This window comes from Xanthomonas cannabis, from assembly GCF_040616535.1.
Lineage (GTDB): Bacteria > Pseudomonadota > Gammaproteobacteria > Xanthomonadales > Xanthomonadaceae > Xanthomonas > Xanthomonas cannabis.
Genome location: NZ_CP136580.1, coordinates 2,378,185 through 2,398,745 on the forward strand (window position 1 = coordinate 2,378,185; position 20,561 = coordinate 2,398,745).

Here is a 20,561-nt window from a genome sequence, read left to right on the forward strand (position 1 = left end):
GAATTGGCGCACTCCTTCAGGAAGACCGCGATGCATCGCCAGCTCCGTTATGCCGTCCTCGCCACCGCCCTGTTCGCCGGTACCGCGTTTGCCGGTGCGCGCCAGGAGCTGGATACGTTCACGCGCGGCCTGAAAGGCTTGGACGGGCAGTTCAACCAGCAGGTCACCGATGGCAATGGCCGGGTCAAGGAGCGCTCGAGCGGGCGGGTAGCCTTATCGGCACCGCGCCTGTTCCGTTGGGAATACGCCAAGCCCTACACGCAATTGATCGTGGCCGACGGCAAGAAGGTATGGGTGTTCGACCCCGATCTGGAGCAGGTAACGGTGCGTGCGCAGGGCAGCGAAGAGCAGAACAGCCCGCTGGTGGCACTGATTGACCCGGCGCGCCTGGACAAGCAGTACGACGTCAGCGAAGAAGCCGCACCGCGCGACGGGCTGCAGTGGTTGTCGCTGACGCCCAAGGTCGACACCGAAGCCAGCTTCCAGATGGCCTCGCTCGGCTTCGGCAAGGACGGACTGGCCAGGATGGAGGTCGTCGATGCGGTCGGCCAGCGCACCGCGATCAGCTTCAGCGGGTGGAAACGCAATCCTGCATTTGCCGCCGACACCTTCCGCTACACCCCGGCCAAGGGCGTGGATGTGGTAGGCGACGCGCAGTAACGGGTCGCTTGCACGGCACGTGCAGATGTCTTTCTCTGCAAAGGCGTCTGCTGCCACATCGTGGTTCGCATTCAAGACCCATGCGTGGCCGGCACGGTGCATGCCGCCAACGCGCACCGTCACCGCGATGCCCTAACGCGATGGCGCGATAGAATGGGGCGTGGCACGACCTAGATCCCCCATTGAAGGCACCGCCGATCTGCTCAGCGTGGACGCCGATCACCTGCGTCCGCTGGCGGAGCGCATGCGTCCGCGCACGCTGGATGAAATGGTCGGTCAAAAGCGTCTGCTGACAGCCGACAGCGCGCTGCGCCGCGCGGTGGAATCCGGCCGCGTGCATTCGATGATCCTGTGGGGTCCGCCGGGCTGCGGCAAGACCACGCTGGCGCTGCTGCTGGCGCATTACGCGGATGCCGAATTCAAGGCGATTTCTGCGGTGTTGTCGGGGTTGCCGGAGGTGCGGCAGGTGCTTGCCGAAGCCGCGCAGCGCTTTGCCGGTGGTCGCCGCACGGTGCTGTTCGTCGATGAGGTACATCGCTTCAACAAGGCGCAGCAGGACGCGTTCCTGCCGCATATCGAGCGCGGTACGATTCTGTTCGTCGGCGCGACCACTGAAAACCCGTCGTTCGAATTGAACTCGGCTCTGCTGTCGCGTTGCCGCGTGCACGTGCTGGAAGCGGTGTCGCCGCAGGACATCGTCGAAGCGCTGCAGCGTGCCCTGCACGATTCCGAGCGCGGCCTGGGGCAGGAGCGCATCCAGGTCACCGATGCATCGTTGCTGGAAATCGCCGGCGCCGCCGATGGCGATGTGCGGCGCGCCCTGACCCTGCTGGAAATCGCTGCAGAGCTGGCGACCGGCGAGGGCGGCGAGATCACGCCGCAGACGCTGCTGCAGGTGCTGGCCGACCGCACCCGTCGCTTCGACAAGAACGGCGAACAGTTCTATGACCAGATCTCGGCACTGCACAAGTCCGTGCGCAGTTCCAACCCGGATGCCGCGCTGTACTGGCTCACCCGCATGCTCGACGGCGGCTGCGACCCGGCCTATCTGGCGCGCCGGCTGACCCGCATGGCGATCGAGGACATCGGCCTGGCCGATCCGCGCGCGCAGAGCATGGCGCTGGAGGCGTGGGATATTTACGAGCGCCTGGGTAGCCCGGAAGGCGAACTGGCCTTCGCGCAGCTGGTGCTGTATCTGGCCAGCACGGCCAAATCCAATGCCGGCTATGCCGCCTTCAATCAGGCCAAGGCCGAAGTGCGCGCCACCGGCACGCAAGAGGTGCCGCTGCATCTGCGCAATGCACCGACCAAACTGATGAAGACGCTTGGTTACGGCCAGGATTACCAGTACGACCACGATGCCGAAGGCGGTATCGCACTGGATCAGACCGGATTTCCGGATGCGATGGGAGAGCGGGTCTATTACAACCCGGCACCGCGCGGGCTGGAGATCAAGCTCAAGGAAAAGCTCGATCGGTTGCGCGCCGCGCGTGCCCAGGCGCGGGCTGACAAGGCTGGCAGGTCCACGGCATAATCGGGCCGCAGGAGATGGCATTCCTCCTTGAACCGCACGCGTTCTGCGTGCTGATGATGCCTGCCCACCCCGCCGGGGCGGCAGGTCCGTGCCCGGCATCGCTTCTTGACCGAGGATGGATGATGCCGTTTTTGCATGCTGGTTCTTCAAAGATACTGCCGGCCGCCGACTGCGGGGTTACCGCATGAGCGCGCCGGTGTGGTGGCAGCAACTGTTGCTGGCAATGACCGGCGGAGCGCTGGGGTCGGGACTGCGGTTTGCGATCGGCGCATCGTTGCTGCAGCGCTTTGGCAGCGGGTTCCCGTGGGGAACATTGACCGTCAACCTGGTGGGCTCGTTCGTCGCCGGCGTGCTGATGGTGTGGCTGGAGGCGCGTGGTCCATCCAGCTGGCCGCTACGCGCCTTGTTGATTGTCGGCGTGATCGGCGGGCTGACCACCTTTTCGTCGCTGATGATGGAGTGCCTGATGTTCGCGCGCAGCGACCGCTCGACGCTGATCGGCGTGTATCTGGCGGTGACCCTGGTGGCCGGGCTGGCGTTGGTGTTTGCCGGTGCGCGTGCCGGGCAGTGGTTGATTGCACGCTAGGTTGCGGCTTGTCGCACCTTCGCGACGGGCAAACGCGTCTTGCGTGCTCGGTAAGCCGTGCTCTTCGAATAATCCGAAGGCGTGCTTTCGCACGCCTTCGGTGAGCATCTGGCCTGTTTGACGAGAGCGGCATGGCAGCCGATCTCGCGATGCCTGACTTACAGCGCTTCGATGATGCCCGCTGCACCCATGCCGGTGCCGATGCACATGGTGACCATGCCGTACTTCTGCTGGCGACGACGCAGGCCGTGCACCAGGGTGGCGGCGCGGATTGCGCCGGTGGCGCCCAGCGGATGGCCCAACGCGATCGCGCCGCCCAGCGGGTTGACCTTGGACGGGTCCAGTTCGCTGTCGCGGATCACTGCGAGCGCCTGCGCGGCGAAGGCTTCGTTGAGCTCGATCCAGTCGAGCTGATCCTTGGTCAGGCCGGCCTGCTTGAGTGCCTTGGGGATGGCGGCGATCGGGCCGATGCCCATCACTTCCGGGCGCACGCCGGCGACCGAGAAGCTGACGAAGCGGGCCAGCGGGGTCAGGCCGTAATCCTTGATCGCCTGCTCGGACGCCAACAACACCGCGCCGGCACCATCGCTCATCTGCGACGAATTGCCAGCCGTCACGCTGCCGCCGAACTGGCCATTGCGGAACACCGGGCGCAGCTTGGCCAGGCCTTCGAGCGAACTGTCCGGACGCGGGCCTTCGTCGGTGTCGACCAGGCGCTTGCGCAGCGCGATGACGTTGCCCGCCAGGTCGGGCTGGTGCGAATGGATTTCATACGGGGTGATCTCGTCGCGGAACTCGCCGGCAGCAATCGCGGCAATCGCCTTCTGATGCGAAGCCAATGCGAACGCATCCTGATCTTCGCGCGAGACTTTCCACTCCTCGGCGACCTTTTCGGCGGTGATGCCCATGCCGTAGGCGATGGCCACGTGGTCGTCGGCAAACACGCTCGGCGACATGGCGACCTTGTTGCCCATCATCGGCACCATCGACATCGACTCGGTGCCGCCGGCGAGCATCAGGTCGGCATTGCCCAGGCGGATCTGGTCGGCTGCCATCGCCACGGCCTGGATGCCGGACGAACAGAAGCGATTGATGGTCTGACCAGCGACCGAATTCGGCAGGCCGGCCAACAACACGCCGATGCGCGCCACGTTCATGCCTTGCTCGCCCTCGGGCATGGCACAACCGATGATGGCATCGTCGATCCGCGACAGATCGATGCCCGGCGCCTGCGCGACCACTGCGCGCAGCACGTGCGCCAGCATGTCGTCGGGACGGGTATTGCGGAACACGCCCTTGGGTGCCTTGCCGACCGGCGTACGCGTGGCGGCAACGATGTAGGCGTCTTGAATCTGCTTGCTCATGGCTATCTCCGATAGCCGGGATTCGGGATTCGGGAGTTGGGATTCGTCAAAGCGAATCCGCGTGCCCGAATGTTCCTGCCCGGCGGATGAATTTGGTGGAAGCGAGAATGGTGGAGCACTGGGGACGCGCTGTTACGAATCCCCAATCTCCAATCCCAAATCTCAGTTCCTCAACGGCTTGCCGGTCTTGAGCATGTGCCCAATCCGTGCCTGGGTCTTTTCCTGCTGGGCCAGTTCGACGAAGTGCTTGCGCTCGAGCTTGAGCAACCATTCTTCGTCCACCAGTGCGCCACGATCGACTTCGCCGCCGCACACCACCGTGGCAATACGCGTCGCGATCTCGTAGTCGTACTCGCTGATGAAACGGCCTTCCAGCATGTTGACCAGCAGCATCTTGAAAGTGGCGATACCCACATCGCCGGCGACCTGGATGCGACGGGCCGGCAGCGGAGCGCGGTAGCCACCCTCGGCCAGCGCACGGGCTTCGGCCTTGGCGATGTGCAGTGCCTCGTAGCTGTTGAAGACAATCTTGTCGGTGGCACGCAGCAGGCCCAGCTCCTTGGCGTTGACAGCCGAGTTGGACACCTTGGCCATCGCGACGGTTTCGAAGGTCTTCTTCAGCTCGGCGAACACGTCGCCGCCAGGACCCGCCGCAATCGAAGCGCGGACCGCGATTTCCTTCAGGCCGCCACCGGCCGGCAGCAGGCCGACGCCGGCTTCCACCAGGCCGATGTAGCTTTCCAGCGAGGCCACGGTCTTGGCGCTATGCATCTGGAACTCGCAACCACCGCCCAGTGCCAGGCCGCGCACCGCGGAAATCACCGGCACCTGCGCGTACTTGATGCGCTGGCTGGTGGCCTGGAAATTGGCGACCAAGGCTTCGAATGCATCGACCTTGCCGGCCTGCAGCAGGCCAAGCGCGCCGGCCAAGTCCGCACCGGCGGAGAAGGGTTCTTTCTGCTGCCAGATCACCAACCCGGCGAAGTCCTTCTCGGCGCGGCCGACGACTTCCTGCAGGCCGTTGAGCACGTGGTCGGACACGGTGTTCATCTTGGTCTTGAAGCTGACCACGGCGATGTCGTCGCCGTCATGCCACATGCGCACGCCGTCGTTTTCGAACACGGTCTCGCCCGGCGAAAACTGCTCGCCCAGCAGCGGATCGGGGAAGCGCTGGCGCTTGTAGACCGGCAGGGCAGAGCGCGGCAGTTTGGCATCGCGGGCCGGGCTGTACGAGCCTTCCGCGCCATGCACGCCATCGCGACCATCGAACACCCAGTTCGGCAGCGGCGCGCTACTCATGCTCTTGCCGCTGGAAATATCTTCGGCAATCCACTGCGCCACCTGCTTCCAGCCGGCGGCCTGCCAGGTCTCGAACGGGCCCAGCGACCAACCGTAGCCCCAGCGGATCGCCAGATCCACGTCGCGCGCGGTTTCGGCGATGTCGGCCAGATGGAAAGCGCTGTAGTGGAACAAATCGCGGAACGTGGCCCACAAGAACTGCGCCTGCGGGTGCTGGCTTTCGCGCAGCTTGGCGAACTTTTCAGCCGGGTTCTTGATCTTCAGGATCTCGACCACTTCCGGTGCGGCAGTGCGATCGGCAGCGCGATAGTCCTGCTTTTCCAGGTCCAGCACCACGATGTCCTTGCCGACCTTGCGGAAGATGCCGGCGCCGACCTTCTGGCCCAGTGCGCCCTTGGCGATCAGCGCTTCCAGCCACTTCGGCGCGGTGAAGTATTGGTGCCACGGGTCGTCCGGCAGGGTGTCGCCCATGGTCTTGATGACGTGCGCCATGGTGTCCAGACCGACCACGTCCGAGGTGCGGTAGGTGGCCGACTTGGGGCGGCCGACCAGCGGGCCGGTCAACGCATCGACTTCATCGAAGCCCAGGCCGAACTCCTGCGTGTGATGGATGGTGGACAGGATCGAGAACACGCCGATGCGGTTACCGATGAAGTTCGGGGTGTCCTTGGCGTACACCACGCCCTTGCCGAGTGTGGTGACCAGGAAGGCTTCCAGACCTTCCAGCACGGCCTTGTCGGTGCCCTTGGCCGGAATCAGCTCGGCCAGGTGCATGTAACGCGGCGGGTTGAAGAAATGCACGCCGCAGAAGCGGTGGCGCAGCTGCTCGGGCAGCACGTCGGAGAGCTTGTTGATGCCCAGGCCGGAGGTGTTGGAGGCCAGCACCGCATGCTCGGCCACGAACGGGGCAATCTTCTTGTACAGGTCCTGCTTCCAGTCCATCCGCTCGGCGATCGCCTCGATGATCAGGTCGCAGTCGCGCAGCTGCTCCAGGCCGCTCTCGTAGTTGGCCGGGGTGATCGCCTCGGCCAGCGCCTTGCTGGCGAGCGGGGCAGGGCTGAGCTTGCCGAGATTGGCGATGGCCTTGAGCACGATGCCGTCGGCCGGACCTTCCTTGGCAGGCAGGTCGAACAGCACGGTGTCGACACCGGCATTGGTGAGGTGCGCGGCGATCTGCGCGCCCATGACGCCGGCACCGAGCACGGCGGCGCGACGGACTAGCAACGGATTGGACATAGCAATGGCCTCTTGGTGGAGCGTTTACGGTGTGGAATGAGCACGGAACCCGGGTTCCGCGAAACGAATGAGTTCGCGCGCCGCGCGCGCGCGGTGGTCGGCCTCGCTGACGCCCGCCGGGCGCTTGATCAGGCCGAAGTCGGCCATGGCGTAGGTGAGCGCGCCGGCCAGGAAGTCCAGCCGCCAATACAGCTCTTCCTTGCTCAGGCCCGGCACGCAGACGGCGATGGCCTTGCCGAATTCGCGCAGCACATGACCGTAATGGTCGGACAGGAACTTGCGTAGGTTGTCGTTCTTTTCCGCATAGGCGCGGGCAATCACGCGCACGAAGGCGCCGCCGTTCTGGCGGTCCTGCGCCATCGCCAGTGCCGGCTCGACGAAGGCCGCAAGCACGGCAGTGAGTTCGCCGGGCCGGGATTTCCTTGCTGCCTCCAGCTGCTGCAGCCGTGCGGCAGTCATCTCGTCCATGCGGCGGCGGAACACCTCGTTGACCAGGTTTTCCTTGGAGCCGAAGTGATAGTTGACCGCGGCGATATTCACGTCGGCCTGGGTGGTCAGCTGCCGCAGCGAGGTACCGGCAAACCCATGCTGGGCGAACAGCTCCTCGGCGGCACCGAGAATGCGGTCCTTGGTGGAGAAGTGGGCAGGCTTGGGCATGCGCTAAGGGTGAGGCTCAATCAAACGATTGTTTGAGTCTACGGGCTTGGTTGCAGGCGCGTCATGCGGCACTGCAGCACGATTCAGGGGGCGGTGTGCAAATGGATGGGCGACACGATAGAATTGACCATCGCAAAGAAGCCTAAGCCCGCGTTTTGACGCGGGTTTTTTTCATGATAACCTCGGGCCTTCAGTGGCCCGCCCAACGGAGAACTTCCCATGGCGCTGGAGCGCACCCTGTCCATCATCAAGCCCGACGCCGTTGCCAAGAACGTCATCGGCGAAATCTACAGCCGCTTCGAGAAGGCTGGCCTGAAGGTCGTGGCCGCCAAGTACAAGCAGCTGTCGCGTCGCGAAGCCGAAGGCTTCTACGCCGTGCACCGTGAGCGTCCGTTCTTCAACGCCTTGGTCGAGTTCATGATCTCCGGCCCGGTGATGATCCAGGCGCTGGAAGGCGAGAACGCCGTTGCCGCACACCGTGACCTGCTGGGCGCGACCAATCCCAAGGACGCTGCGCCGGGCACCATCCGCGCCGACTTCGCCGATTCGATCGATGCCAACGCCGCTCACGGCTCGGACTCGGTCGAGAACGCTGCCAACGAAGTTGCGTATTTCTTTGCCGCCACCGAAGTGGTCTCGCGCTGAGGCCGAGAGAGTCGAATCGTGAATGAGGTCGTGATCCCCTCCGTGTTGCAGGACGTACCTGTCCGTACCCCGGAACTGCGCAAGCAGAACCTGCTCGACCTCGACCGCGAGGGACTGGAGCGCTTCTTCGCCGACACCCTCGGCGAGGCGCGTTACCGTGCCCATCAGGTGATGAAGTGGATACACCATCGCTACGTCACCGATTTCGACCAGATGACCGACCTCGGCAAGGCATTGCGTGCGAAGTTGCACCAGCATGCCGAGGTCCTCGTCCCGAACGTCGTGTTCGACAAGCCCTCTACCGACGGCACCCACAAATGGCTGCTGGCCATGGGTACCGACGGCAAGAACGCCATCGAAACCGTGTACATCCCCGACAAGGGCCGCGGCACGCTGTGCGTGTCCTCCCAGGTCGGCTGCGGCTTGAACTGCACGTTCTGTTCAACCGCCACCCAGGGCTTCAACCGCAACCTCACCACCGCCGAGATCATCGGTCAGGTGTGGGTCGCTGCGCGTCACCTGGGCAACGTGCCGCATCAGCAGCGCCGCCTCACCAATGTGGTGATGATGGGCATGGGTGAGCCGTTGATGAATTTCGACAACGTCGTGCGCGCGATGAGCGTGATGCGCGACGATCTGGGCTACGGCCTGGCCAGCAAGCGGGTCACGCTGTCGACCTCCGGCCTGGTGCCGATGATCGACCGGCTTTCCACCGAAAGCGACGTGTCGCTGGCGGTGTCCCTGCATGCCGCCAACGACACGCTGCGCGAGAGCCTGGTGCCGTTGAACAAGAAGTACCCGATCGCCGAGTTGATGGAGTCGTGCGCGCGCTATCTGCGCGGCAGCAAGAAGCGCGACTCGGTGACCTTCGAATACACCTTGATGAAGGGCATCAACGACCAGCCGGAGCATGCGCGCCAGCTGGCCCGGTTGATGCGGCAGTTCGACAATGCGGTGCAGTCCAAGGACGCCGGCAAGGTCAACCTGATTCCGTTCAATCCGTTCCCCGGTACGCGTTACGAGCGCTCGGGCGAGACGGAGATTCGCGCATTCCAGAAGATCCTGCTCGATGCGCAGGTGCTGACGATGGTTCGCCGCACCCGTGGCGACGACATCGACGCGGCATGCGGGCAGCTCAAGGGGCAGGTCATGGACCGTACCCGTCGCCAGGCGGAGTTCCGCCGCACATTGGAAGGGCAGGCCGATCGAGATGCGGCAGCGTGAACTCGCGTTAATGGCGGCCGTGGCGATCGCGTTGTGTGCGGTCGGTTGCGGCGGTCGCAATGCCAAGGCCGGTTCGGCCAAGAGCGTGGAAGAAGTTGCGCCGGTGTATTCGTTCCGCGACGACAAGGCCACCAAGAATCGCCTTGCCGTGCAGGAAAAGCTGGGACTTGCCAGTAACCGGCTACAAACCGGCGACTACGCAGGTGCCGAGGAGCAGGTTCGAGCCGCACTGAAGAAGGATCCGCAGTCGGTGGATGCCATCGGCATGCTGGCGCTGATCCAAGGGGGGCGGGGCGATGTGGCTGGCTCCGGCGCTTCTTATCGCCGTGCGGCCGAATTGGCACCGCAGCGGGGCGATGTGTTGAACAACTACGGTGCCTGGCTGTGCGCCAACGGCTCGCCTGCCGAATCGCTGCTGTGGTTCGACCGGGCGCTGACCGACCGCACCTATGCATCTCCGGCGTCTGCACTCGGTAACGCCGGTGGCTGTGCGATCAAGGCCGGCCAACCCGAACGCGCCACCAGCGACTTGCGCAAGGCGCTCGAACTGGACCCGAATAATCCCTATGCGCTTGAGTCGATGGCGCGTCTGGAAGCGGGGCGTCGTCATTTTTTTGAGGCGCGCGCCTTCATCGAACGGCGGCTTGCGGCTGCACCGGCAACGGCTTCCGTGTTACAACTCGCCATTCAGATTGAGCAAGGGCTAGGCGACAAGGTAGCTGCCAGCCGTTACCAACAGCGGTTGGTCAAGGAATTTCCTGACGCAGCGACCGCTAACCCCGGGGCCAATGCATTGTGATCAGTGATTCCAATCCGAACCCTTTCGAGCAGGAAAAGGGCTGCGGAACGCAGTTGCGCGAGGCGCGTGAAGCTGCAGGTCTGAGCGTGGACGAGGTCGCCGGCAAGCTGCGCATGCCTGCGCGGGTGGTGCATTCGCTGGAGCAGGAAGAGTGGCAGCGCCTGGGTGCGCCGGTGTTCGTACGCGGCCAGTTGCGCAGTTATGCGCGCCTGCTGCAGGTCGACCTGGAGCCGCTGCTGCAGCAGGCGACCATCGCACCCATCGAACCGGTCAAGTTGGTCAGCCACACGCATACCCCGCGTGCCCGGCGCATTCTCGAAAGCACCGCGCGCAAGGCGATGTATGTGGTCATCACCGGGGTGTTCGCCGTGCCTGTCTGGTACGCAACGCGTTCGCACCTGGATGGCAAGGCGCCAAACACGGTATCGCTGGACAGCATGCCGGTTGCGGCCAAGGCCGGCTCTCCCGCTGCCGCGACGCAGCCCGCTGCCGCACCACGCGAACAGCCGGCGCCCTATATCGCGTCGATGACACCGGTGCCGCGTGCCGCCACTGCCGATGAAGCGCCGGCAGCTGCCGGATCCGGCGACCTGTCGCTGAGTTTCAGCGGCGACAGCTGGGTGCAGATCCTGGCCCCGGACGGCAGCGCGGTCGAAAAGGCGCTGATCCGCGCTGGCGAACGCCGCAGTTATTCGCCAGGTCAGGTGGGCCGCATCGTGCTGGGCAATGCGTCGGCGGTACAGGTTCAGCAAGGCGGCAGTATCGTCGATGTGAAACCGTTCCAGCGCGCTAACGTGGCTCGTTTTGCGGTATCCTCCGACGGCTCCGTGGTACCTGCTTCCGAGTGAAGCGGACTGCGGTTTTTCATTTTCCCCTTTTGATGTTCCGCGCCTCCGGGATGACGGAGCGAGAGTACGCATGGCGATCGACGATCTGCTGGACGAGCACGAACAAGGCGAACGCGTTCGTTCCTGGTTGAGAAAGAATGGGGCGGGACTGGTGGGCGGTGTGGTGCTCGGCCTGGCCCTGATCCTGGGCTGGCAGTGGTGGCAGAAGCACACCACGACCGCACTGGTGGAAGCCAACACCCGCTACGAGGCGGTGGTGAAGTCGATCCAGGGCAAGGACCTGGAGAAAGCAGCCAAGGACATCGTGGCGCTGGACGACGGCAAGGGCGGTATCTATGCCGAATTGGCCGCATTGCGCCTGGCGAAGGCGCAGGTCGATGCCGGCAAGAATGCCGAAGCGATCAAGACCCTGCGTGACGTGCCCGCCGAAGGCGAACTCAAGCAGATCGTGCAGCAGCGCCTGGCGCGTGTGCTCACCGAAAGTGGCAAGCCGGACGAAGCGATCAAGCTGCTGGCCGATGCGCAGGACCACGCCAGCCTGGAGATCCGCGCCGATGCGCTGGTGGCCCAGGGCAAGCCGGACGAGGCGCGTGCGCTGTACGCCAAGGCCCTGACCACGGTGGATGTGGCCTCGCCGCAGCGCCGCTTGCTGGAAACCAAGCTGATGGATGTGGGCGGCAAGGTGCCCGATCCGGCGGAGCAGATTTGATGAAGCAGGTTGATATGTATAAGCGCGTTGCGTTGATTGCGGTGATGGGTCTGTCGCTGGCTGGCTGCAGCACCGTCAAGGGCTGGTTTGCCGGGAAGGATGCTGCTGCCAAGAAGGCGCAGGAACCTGCCGAGCTGGTGAAGTTCGAGCCGTCGGTCAAGGTCGACAAGATCTGGTCTACCGGCGTCGGCAAGGGCGAGGGGCATATCGGCGTGCGCCAGCGCCCGGCCGTGGCCGATGGCAAGGTGTATGCAGCGGCCATCACCGGCGGCGTACAGGCGCTGGACCTGCAGACCGGCAAGCGCGTATGGGAATACAAGCCCAAGAAGGAAGAGCGCAACGATCGCAAGTTCAAGCAGCGCCTGTCCGGTGGCCCGGGCGTGGGCGAAGGCCTGGTGGTGATCGGTACGTTGTCCGGCGATGTGATTGCGTTGAACCAGGCCGACGGCACCGAGAAGTGGCGCGCCAAGGTTCCCAACGAAGTGATCGCCGCGCCGGCCATTGCGCAGAACCTGGTGCTGGTACGCAGCAACGATGGCCGCGTCAGCGCTTTCGATGCAGCCACCGGCGAGCGTCGCTGGTTCCATGCCGAAGAAGGTCCGACGCTGTCGGTGCGCGGTAACGCGCCGATCGTGACCGGCCCGGGCGTGGTGTTCGTGGGCAACGACAGCGGCACCTTGAGCGCGCTGGCGCTGCAGGACGGCCGCCCGTTGTGGGAGCAGGCCATCGGCGTGCCGGAAGGCCGCACCGAGCTGGAGCGCATGTCCGACGTGGATGGCGCACCGGTGCTGGATGGCACCACTCTGTACGCCACCAGCTTCAAGAACGAAACCCTGGCGCTGGAAGGCCCGAGCGGCCGACCGCTGTGGACGCGCGATCACGGCGGCGCCGGTGGCGTCGGTGTGTCGTCGGCGGTGGTGGTGGTGTCCGATAACGCCGGTTCGGTGTGGGGCCTGGACAAGAGCAGCGGCGCGGCGATGTGGTCGCAGGCTGCCCTGGCACGTCGCTCACTGACCGGTGTGGCCATCCAGGGCGACTACGCCGTGGTCGGTGACTACAAGGGCTACCTGCACTGGCTGAAACTCAGCGACGGTGCACTGGCCGCGCGCGCTCGCGCTGGACGCGACACGCTGCTGGCGCAGCCGCAGGTCGTCGATGGCATTTTGCTGGTACAAAACACCGACGGCGATCTCACCGCCTTCCGGTTGGCACAATAAGGACCTTGCGATGCTGCCCCTGGTCGCCCTGGTTGGACGGCCCAATGTCGGCAAGTCCACCATCTTCAATGCGCTGACGCGCACCCGCGACGCGCTGGTCCACGACCAGCCCGGCGTCACCCGCGACCGTAACTACGGCGTCTGCCGGCTGGACGAGCAGCAACCCTTCATCGTTGTCGATACCGGCGGTATTGCCGGCGACGAGGAAGGCCTGGCCGGCGCCACTGCGCGTCAGGCGCGTGCCGCCGCCGGCGAGGCGGATCTGGTGCTGTTCGTGGTCGATGGGCGCGAAGGTGCGTCCTCGCTCGATGACGAAATCCTGGCCTGGCTGCGCAAGCTGGCGCGGCCGACCGTGCTGGTCATCAACAAGATCGACGGCACCGACGAAGAGACCGTGCGCTCGGAATTTGCGCGTTATGGCTTCTCCGACGTGGTGGCGTTGTCTGCTGCGCATCGTCAGGGTATCGACGAACTGCTGGAGGAAGTGGGCGCACGCCTGCCCGAGGAAGGGTCCGGCGAGTTGCTGGACAACGACCCGGCGCGTGTGCGGATCGCCTTCGTGGGCCGCCCGAATGTAGGCAAGTCGACGCTGGTCAATCGCCTGTTGGGCGAAGAACGCATGATCGCTTCCGAGGTGCCCGGCACCACCCGTGATTCGATTGCGGTGGATCTGGAGCGCGACAATCGCCAGTACCGCCTGATCGATACCGCCGGCCTGCGCCGTCGCGGCAAGGTGGAAGAGGCGGTCGAGAAGTTCAGTGCGTTCAAGACGCTGCAGGCGATCGAGCAATGCCAGGTGGCGGTGTTGATGCTGGACGCCACCGAAGGTGTGACCGATCAGGACGCGACGATTCTCGGTGCGATCCTGGATGCCGGCCGTGCCTTGGTCGTTGCGATCAACAAGTGGGACGGGCAAAGCGATTACCAACGCGCGCAGGCCGAAGATCTGCTGTCGCGCAAGCTCGGTTTCGTCAGCTGGGCCGAGGCGGTGCGCATCTCCGCGCTGCATGGCTCGGGCATGCGCGAGCTGTTCCAGGCGATCCACCGCGCGCATGCCTCGGCCACGCACGAGTTCAGCACCAGCGAAGTGAATCAGGCGCTGGAAATCGCCTACGAGACCAATCCGCCGCCGAGCATCCGTGGCCACGTCTCCAAGCTGCGCTACGTGCACCCCGGCGGGGCGAATCCGCCGACCTTCATCGTGCATGGCACGCGCCTGAAGGTGCTGCCCGAGTCGTACAAGCGCTACCTGGAAAACTTCTTCCGCAAGCGCTTCAAGCTGGTCGGCACGCCGGTGCGTTTTATCTTCCGCGAGGGTGCCAACCCCTACGAGGGTAAGAAGAACGTGCTGACCGAACGTCAGGTCGCACGCAAGCGGCGCCTGATCCGGCACGTCAAGGGTAAGTAGGTGCATCGAGGCCGCCTGACACGCAATGTTTCAGGCGGTATTGGAAGCTCGATGGTCTGTCGAGCTGTGAGCTGCAGATCAGCTCTGTAGATCGGGGCCATGAAGCTCTGAACGATGTGCTTGAGCTTTCGACCAACGGCTAACGTAATCTCCATCACGTGGATGTGCCTTTTTCCAGCATTGGCGACCATCGAGATCGGCCGAAATCTTGAGTTCACGCGCAATGGCGTGCGTTGTTCGAAGGCACATGCTGCTTCAATAGCCGAGTGACGCGGCCGTCATACGCGCTAGCGGCGCGCTGGTATCCTGCGCGGCATGACCGACTATCCTTCCCGCATTCCTTATGCGCAGGCGCTGCAGATTCTGCGTGCTGTCGCGGCCAGCAACCGTTCGCCCGATGAAAACATCGCCACCTCGCGCGCCGATGGGCGGATCTCCGCCGGCGATCTGATTGCACCGCTGGCGCTGCCGCCATTTGCCAATAGCGCGATGGATGGCTTTGCGCTGCGGCATGCCGATGTCGCTGCGGGCGATACGTCGTTGCAGTTGGTCGGCGAACAATTCGCTGGCGAGCATTGGACCGGCACGCTCGGCGCAGGCCAATGCCTGCGCATCACCACCGGCGCGCCGCTGCCCGATGGCGCCGACACCGTGATTCCCAAGGAAGAGGCCGACGAGCACGACGGCGCCGTGCGGTTTCGCACCACGCCGAAACCGGGCGCAGCCGTGCGGTTGGCCGGCAGCGACGTACGTGCGGGCGATCTGGTGATACAGACCGGGCAGGTGCTGACACCGGCGCGGATTGGCCTGGCGGCGGCACTTGGCGTGTCGCGCCTTGCGGTGGCGCCGCGCCCGACCATCGCGGTGCTGGCCACCGGCGATGAGTTGGTCGAGCCGGGCATGCCGCTCGGGCCGGGCCAGATCTACAACAGCAACCGCGACATGCTGATGGCGCAGCTACGGGCGCTGGGCTACGCGCCAACTGCGTGGCCGACCTTGCCGGACGACCCGCAGCGCATCCGCACGATGCTGGAAGATGCGGCGGCGGCGTTCGATGTGGTGATCACCTGCGGCGGTGTCTCCGCCGGCGAAAAGGATTATCTGCCGCGGCTGATCGGTGAGCTGGGCCGCATCCACTTCTGGCGCGTGCGCATGCGCCCGGGCATGCCGGCGGTGCTGGGGCAGATTGGCCGCTGCCTGGTGCTGGGCCTGCCGGGCAACCCGGTGTCGGTGCTGGCAACGCTGATCGCCTACGGGGTGCCGTTGCTGGATGGATTGCAGGGGCGCAGCGAGCCGCGCCCGGTCTGGCATGCGGCGTTGGCAGACCCATGGGAAAAGCGCCACGAACGCCTGGAGTTCCTGCGCGGACGGCTGGAGTGCGGCGAAGACGGACGTCTGACCGCGCTGCCGCACCGCGGCGACGCTTCGCACTTATTGCGTGGCGCGGCCGACAGCAATGCATTGATCGTCTTGCCCGAGCAGGCGCGGCGTTTCGAGGCCGGCGAGATCGTGCGGGTGATTCCTTACGCGTTGTGAGCGCGCCATGGATCGACTGTGCTCGGCCATGTAGTGCGTTGTTGGAAGGATGATGGACGGCGCAAAGCATGCGACGCGCCTGGCGCCGAGTGTGAATATGCAGGGTGCGCATTCCCTTGCGTGCACATAGTTACGTGGCTTTGTAGCTGAAGCCTTGAACAGTCAAAGCGAGTCGCTCTATAGCCCCTCTTCCTGCGGGAGAGGGGTTGGGGTGAGGGTACGCCGGAAGACAGCCATCTGTGCTTCCCAAGCTGCCGTAATCCTCAAGCCAATAAACCCCGCATCGCACCCCAATCAGTCAGTCGGCCAACCGACATCACATGGTCAACTCACTACCCACTCTCAACCAACCGCACTACCGCAGAACGCGGCGTAATCGGCATAACCGGCAAATACCGCGCCTGGCGCGCACACCGGACACTGCGGATCAGGTGGCAGGCGGATCTCGCGAAAGCGCATCGACAGTGCGTCGAAACTGAGCAGGCGGCCGGCCAGGCTGTCGCCGATGCCGAGCAGCAACTTGATTGCCTCGGTGGCCTGCAGCAGCCCGATGACGCCGGGCAGCACGCCGAGCACGCCGGCCTCGGCGCAGCTGGGTGCAAATTCCGGCGGTGGCGGTTCGGGAAACAGGCAGCGGTAGCAGGGTGCATGTCCACGATGGCGCCCGGCATCGAAAACACTCACCTGGCCTTCGAACTGTTGCACCGCGCCGTACACCAGGGGCTTGCCAAGTTTGACGCAGGCATCGTTGAGCAGATAACGCGCTGGAAAGTTGTCCGCGCCATCGATCACCAGATCGACGTCCTGCAGCAATGCTTCGACATTGCCCGCGGTGACGCGTGTCTGCACCGCATCGACCTGCACGCGCGGATTGAGCGCAGCGATGCGTTGCGCTGCGGAGTTGACCTTGGCGAGGCCGACGCTGTCTTCGGTGTGCAAAATCTGGCGCTGCAGATTGCTGCGGTCCACCACATCATCATCGGCGATGCGCACGTGGCCGACACCGGCGGCGGCCAGATAGAACGCGGCTGGCGAGCCGAGCCCACCCGCGCCGATCAGCAGTACGCGCGCACGCGACAGCCGCCGCTGCCCTTCCACGCCCACCTGCGGCAGGCGCAGATGCCGCGAATACCGCTCGAGAAAATCCTGCTCGTCCGCTGGCAGCGTCGGGCGCACGACCGGCAGCCCGTCGCGTAGCCAGGCAGTGGTTCCGCCCAGCACGGAGGTGACGTTGCCGTACCCGTGCGCCCGCAGCACGTCGGCCGTGTGTGCGGAGCGTTTGCCGCTCTGGCAGATCAGCACGATCTCGCGCGAAGGCGTGGAGAGATGCTGGTCGGGTGCGGTTTCCAGATCGGTCTGCGCGATCGCCAGCGCACCCTCGGCCTGGCCGCCGGCGCGTTCGTGCAGTTGCCGGATGTCGATCAGCAGGGCGCCGTGCAGGGCGCGCGCGCGCGCATCGGCGGGAGAGATGTCGTGGCTGCTCATGGGGCCATTGTCGCGCAAACGCAGGCGCCGTAGCTGCAGTGTGGTGTCGCTTTGCTCGAAGCTGGCGCAAGCCGATGAACGCCGCGTCATGGTGCAGGCGTGCGCGTGGCCGGGATCACGCTGCATTGCCTGCTGCGCGGCTGTAATTCGCACCCGTCAGGGCAGTGCGGCTTGCCCGGCCCGGTTCGCCCCGTCTTGCGTAACGCGCTCCCTCGCGGGCCATCGCAACGACCGCCTCAGGAGAGACACATGTTCATCGCATCCCCGCGCAACGCTGTTGCGCGCCACCTCGTTGCCCGCCGTCCGCTGGCGCTCTGGATCGGGCTGGCGTTGAGCGGCAGCGCACAGGCGCAGCAGGCCACGCCCGACGCCGCCGATGCACCGGAGCCGGCCGCCACGCAGCCCACCGCCACCCTGGACGCGGTACAGGTCAAGGGCGTGCGCAGCAGCGTGGAAAGTGCGATTGCGACCAAGCAGTCCAACGCGGAGATCAGCGATTCGATCGTGGCCGAAGACATCGGCAAGCTGCCCGACAACAGCGTGGCTGCAGCGCTGCAGCGTGTCACCGGCGTGCAGGTGGCGCGTGCCGGTGGCGAGGTGGGGCAGGTGCTGGTGCGCGGCTTGCCCAACGTGGTCACCACCCTGGACGGGCGTAACGTGTTCACCACGGTTGGGCGCGACATGGAGCTGGCCGATGTGCCGGCCGAGTTGCTGCGCAGCGTGGATGTGTACAAGACCACCGGCGCGCAGTTTCAGGAAGGCGGCATTGCCGGCGTGGTCGACGTGCACTTGCGACGGCCGTTCGATTTCGATCAGGACAGCACCATTGCCGGAAGCGTCAGCGCATTGCGCGGCGACCAGTCCGGCAAGACCGTTCCCAACGGCAGCCTCACCCTGAGCCAGCGCCGCGATACCGGGGTGGGGCGGATGGGCTGGATGGGCAGCGTGTCGTACCAGCGTCGGCCGTATCAGGAATCCAATACGCTCTACGGCACCTACGATCTCAAGCCGAATCCGGCCGATCCCAGCCAGCAACTCTACGTGCCCTACAGCGCGGGCGGGTTGATGGCGCGTGGCGATCGCAAGCGCAAATCGGCCAATTTTTCATTCCAGTGGGCACCGAGCGACAACAGCGAGGTGTATGTCGACACGCTGTACATCGGTTACGACAATCGGCCACAGGTGAATTACTGGCTGCCGTTCCCCGGATTGGCCACACCGGAAAACACCGCGTCGGTGAGCGTGCGGCCCGGCACCAACGTGCTGGATGGCCTGGTCGCGCGCGACATGCGTACCCTCTCGAGCACGCAGGCGCACAAGAACGCCTCCGATACCTATCAGGCCGCCCTGGGCGGGCGTTGGACCGGCGAACGCATGCGCCTGAGCAGCGAGGTTGCCTATACCTACAGCACCGCCAAGAACCGCTCTTTCACGCTGGACATGAGCACGCAGGCGCCGCTGTTGCACATGCGCTCCGGCGGCGGCGCAGCCGACACCTGGATCACCCAGGCCGACGGCAGCAGGTACGACATCGCCGCGCCGGGCAATTGGGAATTGACGCAGTACTACGACAGCTGGAACGCGCAGGAGGGCGAGGAGTGGGCGTGGCGCGGCGATGCCGACATCACGCTCGATCTCGGGCCACTGCGGTCGCTGGAGGTCGGTGCGCGCGCCAGCAGGCGCACGGCGACCAACCATTCCGGCGACACCGGTGCGCGCAACAACATCAGCGGTGCGCCGCTGCTGTTGAGCGGTGTGCCTGGGCTGGCTTCGGTGACGCCGGGCAACATGCTCGACGGTGCGCGTGCGTTTACCAGCGACCGCTGGGCCGCAGCCAATCAGGACGTGCTGCTGCAGCAGAGCGCACGCTTGCGCTCGGCGATGGGGCATGGCGCAGATGCGCCGGACGAGAATCCCGCGCTGTTCTTCGACGACCGCGAAGACAATTACGCGCTTTACGCGCAGGTGAATTACGGCTTTTCGGTGGGCTCGATCCCGGTGGATGGACGTATCGGTGCGCGCGCGACGCGGCTGGATTCCATGCTGCAGGGGAGCCAGTCGCTGGATGGTGTGTTGGGCCCGGTCAGCATCGATCGGCGCATCGACAAGGTGTTGCCCAACTACAGCGCCAACCTGACCCTGCACGACAACCTGATGCTGCGCCTGGCCGGCAGCACCACCATCACGCGGCCGGAGTTTGCCGACCTCAACCCGCAGCTGGCCTTGTACCAGTCCACCGAATCGCTGCCGGCACGTGGCAACGGCGGCAATCCACAGCTGCGCCCGGTGGAATCACGCAATGCCGATGTGTCGCTGGAATGGTATTTCCGCCCGGGCTCGTTGCTGTCGGTGGCCGGCTTCCATCGCAGGATCGATGGCTACATCCAGAACTACGCGGCCGACGAGCCGATCGGCGGCGTCGTGTATTCGATCAGCCGGCCGCGCAATGCGGGCGAGGGCACGTTGAAGGGTGTGGAAGTAGGGTACACGCAGTTCTACGACTTCCTGCCGGGCTGGTGGTCCGGCTTTGGCAGCCAGCTCAACTACACCTATATTTCTGCAGAAACCGACTCGCCAGAGGGCATTCGTCAGCCGCTGACCAACGTGTCCAAGAATGCCTACAACGCGATCCTGATGTATGAGTACGCGCACTTTTCTGCGCGCGTGGCCTACAACTGGCGCGGCGATTACGCGGTGAGTTTCAACAGCTCCGGCGACCAGCCCGAGCAGATCAATCAGGGGCGGGAGAAGTGGCTGGACGTGGCATTCAACTACGAGCTCAATGAGCGCCTGACCCTGTTTGCCGAGGCGACCAATCTGTTGGGAACCACGACCACTAATTACTTTGGCCGTCGTGGCGGCGATTTCCCGCGCGAGATCGCATCGCCGGAGCGCACCTATACGCTGGGTTTTCGATTCCGGCTATGACCGGCCTTGGCATCAGGCTCACCGCCGCAGCGGTACCGTAAGCACACACGGACGGTGCGGCGCCAGCTTCGCGCTCGCGGCAGCGCGCAGGCGCTGGCATGCCCAGCGCAGCCACAGTTCCGTCTGATGATCGCCAGGCCTTCCGTCTTCGGCTTTATGTACAAGGAATCCTTCATGACCCACGACATCAATGCGCAACTGAAACAGCTGGAAGAGCAATTACCCGAGATGCGCAGCCAGCATCCGGACGATTTCTGGGATGTGTTCCATGCGCGTGCCGAAAAGATCACCGGCGCGGCCGAATCCCAGGAACAGGCCGCGCAGATCGTCAAGCGCATCGACGAGATTCTGGCGGCCAACCAGCTTGGGCCCGCCGATCCCGGTGCGTGACCGGCGGGCCGTGCGCGCATCCAGTGTGATCTGGCG

General features: G+C 64.9%; 17 protein-coding genes and 1 riboswitch. Of the genes, 13 read left to right on the forward strand and 4 right to left on the reverse strand.

The window, feature by feature from the left end:
• The first annotated feature begins 30 nt into the window (after window positions 1–30).
• The 3 genes from lolA to crcB all read left to right on the forward strand — a co-directional run bounded on the left by lolA (window position 31) and on the right by crcB (window position 2,780).
• A complete protein-coding gene (lolA, locus tag RZV17_RS10130) occupies window positions 31–660 on the forward strand; it encodes an outer membrane lipoprotein chaperone LolA (RefSeq protein WP_355609056.1) in 630 nt (209 codons plus the stop codon).
• A gap of 160 nt (window positions 661–820) precedes the next feature.
• On the forward strand, window positions 821–2,194 hold the full coding sequence (locus RZV17_RS10135) for a replication-associated recombination protein A (protein ID WP_355609059.1): 1,374 nt from the start codon (window positions 821–823) through the stop codon (window positions 2,192–2,194).
• Between the two features lies 1 nt (window position 2,195).
• Window positions 2,196–2,264, forward strand: a riboswitch (Fluoride riboswitch).
• A 114-nt stretch (window positions 2,265–2,378) separates the two neighbouring features.
• Window positions 2,379–2,780: a fluoride efflux transporter CrcB gene (crcB, locus tag RZV17_RS10140; protein ID WP_039564608.1), complete on the forward strand. Its 402-nt coding sequence runs from the start codon at window positions 2,379–2,381 to the stop codon at window positions 2,778–2,780.
• Window positions 2,781–2,938: 158 nt separating this feature from the next.
• On the opposite strand, the gene RZV17_RS10145 is transcribed toward crcB, so the two are convergent.
• The 3 genes from RZV17_RS10145 to RZV17_RS10155 form a co-directional block, all read right to left on the reverse strand.
• Complete coding sequence (locus RZV17_RS10145) at window positions 2,939–4,144, reverse strand: acetyl-CoA C-acyltransferase (RefSeq protein WP_039403863.1); 1,206 nt, start codon at window positions 4,142–4,144, stop codon at window positions 2,939–2,941.
• Between the two features lie 162 nt (window positions 4,145–4,306).
• A complete protein-coding gene (locus tag RZV17_RS10150; protein WP_184372699.1) occupies window positions 4,307–6,679 on the reverse strand; it encodes a 3-hydroxyacyl-CoA dehydrogenase/enoyl-CoA hydratase family protein in 2,373 nt (790 codons plus the stop codon).
• 24 nt (window positions 6,680–6,703) lie between these two features.
• A complete protein-coding gene (locus tag RZV17_RS10155) occupies window positions 6,704–7,336 on the reverse strand; it encodes a TetR/AcrR family transcriptional regulator (RefSeq protein WP_047695173.1) in 633 nt (210 codons plus the stop codon).
• A gap of 219 nt (window positions 7,337–7,555) precedes the next feature.
• Here RZV17_RS10155 and ndk point away from each other — a divergent pair, with 219 nt between their 5' ends.
• The 8 genes from ndk to glp all read left to right on the forward strand — a co-directional run bounded on the left by ndk (window position 7,556) and on the right by glp (window position 15,722).
• Complete coding sequence (ndk, locus tag RZV17_RS10160) at window positions 7,556–7,981, forward strand: nucleoside-diphosphate kinase (protein WP_002812972.1); 426 nt, start codon at window positions 7,556–7,558, stop codon at window positions 7,979–7,981.
• Window positions 7,982–8,011: 30 nt separating this feature from the next.
• Entirely contained in the window at window positions 8,012–9,205 is a 1,194-nt protein-coding gene (rlmN, locus tag RZV17_RS10165; RefSeq protein ID WP_228335611.1) for a 23S rRNA (adenine(2503)-C(2))-methyltransferase RlmN, read from the forward strand.
• Window positions 9,206–9,215: 10 nt separating this feature from the next.
• A complete protein-coding gene (gene pilW, locus RZV17_RS10170) occupies window positions 9,216–10,004 on the forward strand; it encodes a type IV pilus biogenesis/stability protein PilW (RefSeq protein ID WP_355609297.1) in 789 nt (262 codons plus the stop codon).
• Window positions 10,001–10,852, forward strand: a complete 852-nt coding sequence (locus RZV17_RS10175) for a RodZ domain-containing protein (protein WP_355609063.1) — start codon at window positions 10,001–10,003, stop codon at window positions 10,850–10,852. The genes pilW and RZV17_RS10175 overlap by 4 nt, the downstream gene beginning before the upstream one ends.
• A 70-nt stretch (window positions 10,853–10,922) precedes the next feature.
• Window positions 10,923–11,561 carry a tetratricopeptide repeat protein gene (locus RZV17_RS10180; RefSeq protein ID WP_166748571.1) on the forward strand — a complete coding sequence of 213 codons (639 nt, stop codon included), beginning with the start codon at window positions 10,923–10,925 and terminating at the stop codon, window positions 11,559–11,561.
• Window positions 11,561–12,778, forward strand: coding sequence for an outer membrane protein assembly factor BamB (bamB, locus tag RZV17_RS10185; protein WP_047695165.1), 1,218 nt, complete (start codon window positions 11,561–11,563; stop codon window positions 12,776–12,778). The genes RZV17_RS10180 and bamB overlap by 1 nt, the downstream gene beginning before the upstream one ends.
• Before the next feature lie 10 nt (window positions 12,779–12,788).
• A complete protein-coding gene (der, locus tag RZV17_RS10190) occupies window positions 12,789–14,186 on the forward strand; it encodes a ribosome biogenesis GTPase Der (protein WP_039564581.1) in 1,398 nt (465 codons plus the stop codon).
• A gap of 315 nt (window positions 14,187–14,501) precedes the next feature.
• Window positions 14,502–15,722, forward strand: a complete 1,221-nt coding sequence (glp, locus tag RZV17_RS10195) for a gephyrin-like molybdotransferase Glp (protein ID WP_355609067.1) — start codon at window positions 14,502–14,504, stop codon at window positions 15,720–15,722.
• Between the two features lie 342 nt (window positions 15,723–16,064).
• On the opposite strand, the gene moeB is transcribed toward glp, so the two are convergent.
• Window positions 16,065–17,207, reverse strand: a complete 1,143-nt coding sequence (gene moeB, locus RZV17_RS10200) for a molybdopterin-synthase adenylyltransferase MoeB (RefSeq protein ID WP_047695212.1) — start codon at window positions 17,205–17,207, stop codon at window positions 16,065–16,067.
• Between the two features lie 249 nt (window positions 17,208–17,456).
• On the opposite strand from moeB, the gene RZV17_RS10205 reads away from it, so the two are divergent.
• Complete coding sequence (locus RZV17_RS10205; protein WP_355609072.1) at window positions 17,457–20,135, forward strand: TonB-dependent receptor; 2,679 nt, start codon at window positions 17,457–17,459, stop codon at window positions 20,133–20,135.
• Between the two features lie 174 nt (window positions 20,136–20,309).
• Complete coding sequence (locus RZV17_RS10210; RefSeq protein WP_104580700.1) at window positions 20,310–20,525, forward strand: hypothetical protein; 216 nt, start codon at window positions 20,310–20,312, stop codon at window positions 20,523–20,525.
• Window positions 20,526–20,561 lie beyond the last annotated feature (36 nt).